5 protein-coding genes and 1 tRNA gene are annotated in these 9,155 nt (G+C 73.2%); 3 read left to right on the top strand and 3 right to left on the bottom strand.

Going from position 1 to position 9,155, the window contains the following annotated elements:
• A partial coding sequence (locus ABD269_RS00440; protein ID WP_344114890.1) for a glycosyltransferase 87 family protein occupies positions 1–1,031 on the bottom strand: 1,031 nt, incomplete at its 3' end.
• Between the two features lie 166 nt (positions 1,032–1,197).
• Between ABD269_RS00440 and ABD269_RS00435 the strand changes: the two genes are divergently transcribed.
• Positions 1,198–1,270 (top strand) — tRNA-Ala (locus ABD269_RS00435).
• 72 nt (positions 1,271–1,342) lie between these two features.
• Here the strand turns inward: ABD269_RS00435 and ABD269_RS00430 are convergent.
• Positions 1,343–2,866 carry an NADH-ubiquinone oxidoreductase-F iron-sulfur binding region domain-containing protein gene (locus tag ABD269_RS00430; protein WP_344114888.1) on the bottom strand — a complete coding sequence of 508 codons (1,524 nt, stop codon included), beginning with the start codon at positions 2,864–2,866 and terminating at the stop codon, positions 1,343–1,345.
• Entirely contained in the window at positions 2,863–3,663 is an 801-nt protein-coding gene (locus ABD269_RS00425) for a hypothetical protein (protein WP_344114886.1), read from the bottom strand. Before ABD269_RS00425 ends, ABD269_RS00430 begins: the two co-directional genes overlap by 4 nt.
• Before the next feature lie 330 nt (positions 3,664–3,993).
• Here ABD269_RS00425 and ABD269_RS00420 point away from each other — a divergent pair, with 330 nt between their 5' ends.
• Both ABD269_RS00420 and leuS read left to right on the top strand, forming a co-directional pair.
• A complete protein-coding gene (locus ABD269_RS00420) occupies positions 3,994–5,964 on the top strand; it encodes a S53 family peptidase (RefSeq protein ID WP_344114884.1) in 1,971 nt (656 codons plus the stop codon).
• A gap of 223 nt (positions 5,965–6,187) precedes the next feature.
• The gene (gene leuS / locus ABD269_RS00415) at positions 6,188–9,034 is read left to right on the top strand and encodes a leucine--tRNA ligase (RefSeq protein WP_344114882.1); all 2,847 of its coding nucleotides are present in this window, start codon (positions 6,188–6,190) and stop codon (positions 9,032–9,034) included.
• Positions 9,035–9,155 lie beyond the last annotated feature (121 nt).

The raw sequence follows: 9,155 nt of genomic DNA, 5'->3' as shown, positions 1-9,155 counted from the left end.
GCCGCCGTCGCCGCCCACCAGGCGGCACGGCGGCGGCCGGTGGCCAGGGTGGCCTCCGAGGCGAGGAGCAGCACCATGGGCACGCACCACACCCAGTGGTGCGACCACGAGACGGGGCTGACGAGCAGGGCCGTCGCCGCGCAGCAGAGCACGCCCCAGGCGTGCGCGGTGGGCTCAGGTCCGTACCGCCGCGCCCGGACCGCGACGGTGAGGCCGAGCGCGGCCACCACGGCCGCCGTGGCGGCCCACCAGGGCCCCGGGTTGCCGGTGTGCAGGAGCCGGGCCAGGACGCCGCGCAGCGACTGGTCGGCGGCGTCCTCGGCGTGCCCCACGCGGTCGGCGGCGAAGAGCATGTCGGTCCAGTAGCGCCAGGAGTCGTACGGCAGGGCGAGCGCGCCCACCGCCGCCGTGCCGGTGAACGCGGCGCAGGCGACGGCGGCCTGCCGCGCCTCGCCCCCGGGGCGGCGGGCCGGCCCGGTCGCGGCCAGGAAGACGGCGAAGAGCGCGGGGGTGAGCTTGATGCCCGCCGCGAGGCCGATGCCCACGCCCGCCCAGCGCCCGCCCCGCCCGGCGGCCCGGGTCAGATCCCACAGCACCAGGACGGCGAGGAGGAGGTTGACCTGTCCGTAGCGCAGCGTCGTCCACACCGGTTCGCACCACACGCACAGCGCGGCCGCGACGAGCGTCACGGCGGGGCGCGGCGGCCGGCCGGTCAGCCGGAGCGACAGATGGGCCAGGGCGAGCAGCAGCGCGAGGTTGGCGAGGGTGGCCAGGGTGCGCAGCGGCGCCGTGGCGAGCAGGGTCAGCGGGGTGAACAGCAACGCCGCGAACGGCGGGTAGGTGGTGGGCAGGTGCGCGTGGGTGGCCCGCATCGCGTAGAGGTCGCCGCCGGTGCGCACGGTCCAGCCCTCGGCCCGGTAGACGAGCAGGTCGATCATCGAGACGTGGGCCGCGCGCTGGGCCAGCCAGAAACAGACGAAGGACGCCAGGCACACCGATGCGGCGATCGGTGCGGCACGGCGGGCTGTCACGGGGTGCGACTCCGGGGTCCAGGAGCGACAAATCGGGCACAGGAGGCCGACGCTACCCCGTTGACGCCCGTTCCAAGCGCTGCCGGGCAAGCGATTTGGCAGATGGGGGGGAGGTCCGTGTAATGTAATCCGTGTCGCCAGGGAAACCGGGCGGAAAACAGAACAAGGGGCTATAGCTCAGTTGGTAGAGCGCCTGCATGGCATGCAGGAGGTCAGGAGTTCAATTCTCCTTAGCTCCACAGTGAATGAGCGGGTCGTCCGGAAACGGACGGCCCGCTTTTTCGTTTCCGGACGACGCTTGCGGCCGGCGGTCAGTGCCCGTCGGCCCCCTTGTCGAGGTGCAGCGCCAGCGCGGGGCAGCGGCGTACGGCCCGGAGCGCGCGGCCGCGCAGGTGCGCCGGTACCCCCGCGTCCGCGAGCGCCGGATAGCCGTCCGGGCCCAGCCGTACGAGCTCGGGCAGCAGGCCCGCGCACAGCCCGTGCCCTTCGCACAGCGTCCAGTCCACCGCGAGCCGCTCGGCGCCCTCCGGGCTCGCGGTGCTCGCCCCGGCGGGCAGCGGGAGCGGCAGCACCCCCACCGTGCCCCGGCCGCAGCCGCCGCCCAGGACGTGCGCGGCCAGGTCGTCGGTGAACGCCGACAGCGCGCTCAGCGTGAAGCGCGCCGCCCCGTCCGGATGCCCGCACGCGCCGCGCCCGCGGACCGCGCCCGCGGCCTCCCGTACGGCCTCCAGGGCGCCGCGGCCGCCACCGGCCAGCACGTCCGCCAGCGCCCCGGCCACCGACGGCAGCCCGAGCCTGCACGGCCCGCACTGCCCCGCCGACTCGGCGGCCAGCCAGTGCGCCACCCTGACGGTCTCGCCCAGCGGGCAGGTGTCCGCGGGCAGCGGCAGCACCGCGCCCGCGCCCAGCGCGCCGCCGCAGGCCGCGAGGGACGCGTGGGAGACCGTCGCGCCGTGCGCGGCCGTCGCGTCCAGCCACGCCCCGTGGTAGCCGCCGGTCAGCACCCCCTGGAGCGCCGGGCCGGCGCCGCACGCCCGCAGCGCGTACGCGAGCGGCACACCGCTCGGCGCCTCGACGACCTGGGGTTCGGGCACCGCGCCGGAGATCGTGAGCAGCAACGTTCCGGGCTCGTCCGGCGTGCCCGTCGAGGCGTAGCGGTCGGCGCCCAGGCGTGCGGCGACGGCGAGTTGGGCGTACGTCTCGGTGTTGGACAGCAGCGTCGGGGCGCCGCCGAGCCCCTCCTCGGAGGCGCGACCGTGGCGGCCGGGCGGCAGCGGGAGCCCGCCGTCGGCGGCCCGCAGCAGGGCGGAGGACTCGCCGGAGACCAGCCGTTCGGGAAGGCGCACCACCCGGGCGCGCACGGCCCGGCCGCGCCGGTCGGCGAGCCCGCGCTCGGCCAGTGCCTCCCGCACGGACGCCTCGGTCGTCGCCCGGGTCACACCCACGACGACCGTGCCCGCCCCGAGCGCCTCGGCGGCCAGCAGGGCGCCGTCGAGCACGAGGTGCGGGGCGCGCGCGAGCAGGACGGCGTCCTTGCGGCAGGCGGGCTCGCCCTCGCACCCGTTGACCACCACCGCCGGACGCAGCCCCCGCCGCCGCGCCGCCCGGCCGACGGCCCGCAGCTTGCGCGCGAACGGGAAGCCCGCGCCGCCCCGTCCGCGCAGGACGACGGTCTCGGCGAGGTCGGTCGCCTGGGCCTCCGTGAGCCGGGGCGCCGAACCGTGCACGGCGAGGTGCGCCCTGCGGTCCAGCCGCGCGGCCGTGTCGAAACCGGCCGTCAGCCGGGGCAGCCCGAGCGCGAGCACGGCGGGCACGTCGGGGAGCGGGCCGTTCACCGGGCCCGCCCCGGGCCGCCGTGCGCGCCGTTGTCGACGAGGACTTCGGCGGCGAGGGCGTCCGGGGAGGTGTCGGCGGTGAGAGCGGCGGGAGCGCGGCCGCCGAGTGCGTGCGCGCCGGGCGTGCGGGCAACGCCGGTGCGCGCGCCCGGAACGCGGGCGCCGGTCCGGTGCGCGGCGGCCGTGCGCGCCGGGGCCGCCATCGTGTGCCTGCCGGGCGCCCCCGTCCTCGTGAGGGCGGCGGCTGTCGGGGGTTCCGCGCCGTCGGGGTGCGTGCGGCGGGCGCGTACGAGCCGGAGGGCCAGCGCCGCCGCGACCGCGACGAGGCACAGTCCGTAGGACGCCGTCACCCAACCCGCCGGTGCGCGGCCGGATTTGAGGCCGTGCAGCACGGCGGCGCACCACGCGGGGTACGCGCAGGCGTGCAGCGCGCGCCAGCGGCGGGCGCGCCCCCTGCCCGCGAAGGCGCTCCGCAGGGCTCCGGTCGCGCCGGCGAGCACCATCAGATATGCCGCGAGGGCGCCCAGCCCGATCAGGCCGCCCGCGCCCCGCACGCCGGAGGAGAACGGCACCAGGGCCGCGGTGGGCGACGCGTGGGCCTCCGCGACCTTGACGCAGACGTGCACCAGGAGGAAGCCGAGCGCGCCGACGGCGGTCGCCCGGTGGACGGCCTGTGAGAGCAGCCGGGCGCGCGGGGTGAGCAGCAGCCGGTCGGTGGCGATGAGCCCCCACACGACGGTCGCGGTGAGCGAGACCAGGGTGAGGACGCCCCCGGTGTGGTCGAGGAAGCGGTTCATGCGGCAGCACGCTAGGCAGGTCCGCGGGGGCGGCGGGTCCGCTTCGCGCAACCCCGGTGCGGCGGCCCGTACCGCTGCTAACGTCTGTTCGTTCGGCGGCACTTCGCGCGCATGCCGCCCTCCGCCAGGGGCCACTTCGGAAATGTCGGGCGGCCCGCGGGTTTACTTGCGCCCCCCCTGACCCACTGCTGACACTTCCTTGGGTTCATCTTGGTGAACACATGCCCCATGGATGAACAGTTCATCGAAAGAGTGGCGCGACGTATGTGCCGCGTCTGTGCTGCGTCAGCACAACGGCCGTACGCGACCATTCGCATCGCAGGGGGTTCCATGAGATCTACCCGCTCCAGAGGGCGCGCCGGACTGGCCCTGGTGGCATCGCTGCCGCTGGTCGCCGGAGCGCTCGCGCTCGGCGTTCCCGCCGCCCAGGCCGACTCGGGCCCGCACGACCGGCAGGCCCTCGCTGGCACCAAGCCGCTGTGGGCCACGCCGTCGGCCGACCGCGGCACCGTCGCCGCGTCCAACACGGTCACCGCCCGGGTCTACCTGGCCGGCCAGGACGCCAAGGGCCTCGCCGCCTACGCCCAGGCGGTCTCCGACCCGAAGTCGAAGTCGTACGGCAAGTACCTGACCGCCAAGCAGGCGCAGGAACGATTCGGTGCGACGAAGGCCCAGATAGCCAAGGTCACCGGCTGGCTGACCGCCTCGGGCCTGAAGGTGACCGGCACCAACAACCACTACGTCACCGTCACCGGTGACGCCGCCGCGGCCAAGAAGGCCTTCGGCACGGAGCTGCACAACTACACCAAGGACGGCCGGACCTACCACGCGCCGGCGGCCAACGCCTCGGTCCCCGCCTCGGTGGACGGCGCCGTCCTCACCGTCGTGGGCCTGAACAACGCCCCGCGCCTCGCCAGGCACGACGAGACCCTGCCCCCGCCGAGCGCCGCGTTCGTCAACGCCGGGCCCTTCTCGTCGCACTACGGCTCGAAGACGAACGACAGCCTCCCGTCGGCCTACGGCTCCCACGCGCCGTACGCCATCAAGGGCTACACCGGCAAGCAGCTGCGCTCCGTCTACGGGGCGAAGAGCTACACCGGCAAGAACGTCACCGTCGCCATCACCGACGCGTACGCCTCGCCGACCATCGCCAAGGACATCGCCGAGTACGCCAAGCGCAACGGCGACAAGGGCTACCGCAAGGGCCAGTTCTCCCAGGTGCTGCCCGCGGACTACACCCACACCGGCACCGGCGAGGGCGGCTGCGACGCGGCCGGCTGGTACGGCGAGGAGACCCTCGACATCGAGGCCGTGCACGCGGTCGCCCCGGACTCCGACATCGTCTACGTCGCCGGTGCCTCCTGCCAGGACGACGACCTGATCGACTCCCTGCACAAGGTCGTCGACGGGCGCCTCGCGGACATCGTCTCCAACTCCTGGGGCGACATCGAGAGCAACGAGACCCCCGACGTGGCCGCGGCCTACGACCAGGTCTTCCAGACCGGCGCCGTCGAGGGCATCGGCTTCTATTTCTCCTCCGGTGACGACGGCGACAACACCGTCAAGCACGGCTCGAAGCAGGTCGACACCCCCTCGAACTCCCAGTGGGTCACCTCCGTCGGCGGCACCTCGCTCGCCGTCGGCAAGGGCGACAAGTACCTGTGGGAGACCGGCTGGGGTACCCACAAGGCCACGCTGTCGAAGGACGGCAACACCTGGGAGGGCTTCCCCGGCACCTTCACCGGCGGCGCCGGCGGCGGCACCAGCAAGCTCGTCCAGCAGCCCTTCTACCAGCGCGGCGTCGTCCCCGACGCGCTGTCGAAGCTGAACGGCGCCACCCCGATGCGCGTCGAGCCCGACATCGCGGCCGTCGCCGACTCCAGCACCGGCTTCCTCGTCGGCCAGACGCAGACCTTCCCCGACGGCTCGCAGAAGTACAGCGAGTACCGCATCGGCGGCACCTCGCTCGCCGCCCCGGTGATCGCGGGCATCCAGGCGCTGGCCCAGCAGGCCCGCCACGGCGTGCCGATCGGCTTCGCCAACCCGGGCATCTACGACCGGTACGGCACCTCCGCCTACCACGACGTCACCGACCACCCGCTGGGCAAGAACCAGGGCCTCGCGGTCGTGCGCTCCGACTTCGCCAACAGCGTCGACGCCAAGGGCGGCGTGGTCACCTCCCTGCGCAGCCTCGGCGGCGACACCTCGCTGTCGGCGACCGTCGGCTACGACAACGTCACGGGCGTCGGCACACCGGCCGACGACTACGTGACCTCGTACGTGCCGGGTCACCGCCGCTGACCGGCCGGGCCCGCACCGCGCCGGATACTCGGTGCGGGCCCTTCGGCCCCTGCGGTAACCTGGCCACATGCGTGCCGTACGCCTTCTGCTTAGCGGGCCGCGCTGATCAGTACCGACCGGTAGACCGGTCGGCATCGGCGCGGCGTCCCCTCCTGTGCGAGGGGATTTTTCATTTCCGCAGGTGCCGCAGGTAGAGACGACGATCGATGGAGCTTTGAGGACGATGAGCGAGACCAACACCGCCGCCGAGGTGGCTGCCCCGCACCGCTACACGGCCGCGCTGGCCGCTGACATCGAGGCGCGCTGGCAGGACCTCTGGGACGCGAATGGCACCTACGACGCGCCCAACCCCAGCGGTGACCTGGCGGGCGACCCCGAGGTCGTCTCCCGGCCCAAGAAGTTCATCATGGACATGTTCCCGTACCCCTCCGGTGCGGGCCTCCACGTCGGCCACCCGCTGGGCTACATCGCCACCGACGTCTACGCGCGCTACCACCGCATGACGGGCCACAACGTCCTGCACACCCTCGGCTTCGACGCCTTCGGCCTGCCCGCCGAGCAGTACGCCGTGCAGACCGGCACCCACCCGCGGGTCTCCACCGAGGCCAACATGGAGAACATGAAGGCCCAGCTGCGCCGGCTGGGCCTGGGCCACGACAAGCGCCGGTCGTTCGCGACGATCGACCCGGAGTACTACAAGTGGACCCAGTGGATCTTCCTGCAGATCTTCAACTCCTGGTACGACGAGGACGCGCGGAAGGCCCGTCCGATCGCTGAGCTGGTGCGGCTCTTCGAGAGCGGCGAGCGCCAGGTGCCGGGAACGCGCGCGTGGAGCGAGCTTTCGGCCGTCGAGCGCGCCGAGGTGCTGGGCGAGTACCGCCTGGCGTACGCCTCCGACGCCCCCGTCAACTGGTGCCCGGGCCTGGGCACCGTCCTCGCCAACGAGGAGGTCACCGCCGACGGCCGCTCCGAGCGCGGCAACTTCCCCGTCTTCAAGTCCAAGCTGCGCCAGTGGAACATGCGGATCACCGCCTACGCGGACCGCCTGATCGACGACCTGGAGGCGCTGGACTGGCCCGAGGCCATCAAGCTCCAGCAGCGCAACTGGATCGGCCGCAGCGAGGGCGCCCGCGTCTCCTTCGAGGTCGTCGGCCACGACGAGAAGATCACCGTCTTCACCACCCGCCCGGACACCCTCTTCGGCGCCACGTACATGGTGCTCGCCCCCGAGCACGAGCTGGTCGACTCCGTCGTCCCGGCCGAGTGGCCCGAGGGCACCAAGGACGCGTGGACCGGTGGCGCCCGCACCCCGGCCGACGCCGTCGCCGCGTACCGCAAGCAGGCGCAGTCCAAGACCGACGTGGAGCGTCAGACCGAGGGCAAGGACAAGACCGGCGTCTTCACCGGCGCGTACGCCCGCAACCCGCTGACCGGCGAGCCCGTCCCCGTCTTCGTCGCCGACTACGTCCTGATGGGCTACGGCACTGGCGCGATCATGGCCGTCCCCGGCCAGGACGAGCGCGACTGGGAGTTCGCGACCGCCTTCGAGCTGCCCGTCGTGCGCACCGTCGCGCCGCCGGAGGGCTGGGAGGGCGAGGCCTACACCGGCCAGGGCCCGGCCATCAACTCCGCCAACGACAAGCTCGACCTCAACGGCATGGCCGTCGACGAGGCCAAGCGCACCGCCATCGCCTGGGTCACCGAGCAGGGCATCGGCGAGGGCACCGTCAACTTCCGCCTGCGCGACTGGCTGTTCAGCCGCCAGCGGTACTGGGGCGAGCCCTTCCCGATCGTCTACGACGAGCACGGCGTCGCCCACTCGCTGCCCGAGTCGATGCTGCCGCTGGAGCTGCCCGAGGTCGAGGACTACTCCCCGCGCACCTTCGAGCCGGACGACGCCGACACCTCCCCGGAGACCCCGCTCTCCCGCAACGAGGACTGGGTCGACGTCACCCTGGACCTCGGCGACGGCCCCAAGCGCTACCGCCGCGAGACCAACACCATGCCCAACTGGGCCGGTTCCTGCTGGTACGAACTGCGCTACCTGGACCCGCACAACAGCGAGCGCCTGGTCTCCGCCGACGCCGAGCAGTACTGGATGGGCCCGCGCGACGGCCAGCCGCACGGCGGCGTCGACCTGTACGTCGGCGGCGCCGAGCACGCCGTGCTGCACCTGCTGTACGCCCGCTTCTGGTCCAAGGTCCTCTTCGACCTCGGCCACATCTCCTCGAACGAGCCGTTCCACAAGCTCTACAACCAGGGCATGATTCAGGCGTACGTCTACCGCGACAGCCGCGGCATCGCCGTGCCGGCCGCCGAGGTGGAGGAGCGCGACGGCGCCTTCTACTACCAGGGCGAGAAGGTCGGCCGACTGCTCGGCAAGATGGGCAAGTCCCTGAAGAACGCCGTCACGCCGGACGAGATCTGCGCAGAGTACGGCGCGGACACCCTGCGCCTGTACGAGATGGCGATGGGCCCCCTGGACGTCTCCCGCCCCTGGGACACCCGCGCCGTCATCGGCCAGTACCGCCTGCTCCAGCGCCTGTGGCGCAACGTGGTGGACGAGGCCACCGGCGAGGTCACGGTGGTCTCCGCCGAGCCCGACGAGGCGACGCTGCGCGCCCTGCACAAGGCCATCGACGGCGTCTCCCAGGACATGGCGAACCTGCGCTTCAACACCGCCATCGCCAAGGTCACCGAGCTGAACAACTTCGTGACCAAGCTGAGCGAGGTCCCGCGGACCGTCGCCGAGCAGCTGGTGCTGCTGGTCGCCCCGCTGGCCCCGCACATCGCCGAGGAGCTGTGGCGCAAGCTCGGCCGCACCACCTCGGTCGTCCACGCGGACTTCCCCGTCGCCGACCCGGCGTATCTGGTCGACGAGGCCGTGACCTGCGTCGTCCAGATCAAGGGCAAGGTCAAGGCGCGCCTGGAGGTCGCCCCGTCGATCTCCGAGGAGGAGCTGGAGAAGGCCGCCCTGGCCGACCCGGCCGTCGTCGCGGCCCTGGGCGGCGCCGGCATCCGCAAGGTCATCGTGCGGGCGCCGAAGCTGGTGAACATCGTCCCGGCGTAACGGACGAGGGGAGCCCTCGGGGTTTCTCCCTACGGGCAGGTTGGGGGTTCGACAGGAACCCCCGGCCTGCCCTTTGCGTTTACGGTGGAGGGGTGGCGCGGGTCCGTCGGACCCGCGGCGC

This window comes from Streptomyces blastmyceticus (assembly GCF_039521185.1).
Classification (GTDB): Bacteria; Actinomycetota; Actinomycetes; order Streptomycetales; family Streptomycetaceae; genus Streptomyces; species Streptomyces blastmyceticus.
The sequence above is the reverse complement of the archived record's forward strand: the minus strand, read 5'-3'. Positions and strand labels throughout refer to the sequence as shown.

Excerpts from the sequence above, each read along its gene's own strand:
- ABD269_RS00425 (WP_344114886.1), bottom strand. The coding sequence starts at position 3,663 with ATGAACCGCTTCCTCGACCACACCGGGGGCGTCCTCACCCTGGTCTCG.
- ABD269_RS00420 (WP_344114884.1), top strand. The coding sequence starts at position 3,994 with ATGAGATCTACCCGCTCCAGAGGGCGCGCCGGACTGGCCCTGGTGGCA.
- leuS (WP_344114882.1), top strand. The coding sequence starts at position 6,188 with ATGAGCGAGACCAACACCGCCGCCGAGGTGGCTGCCCCGCACCGCTAC.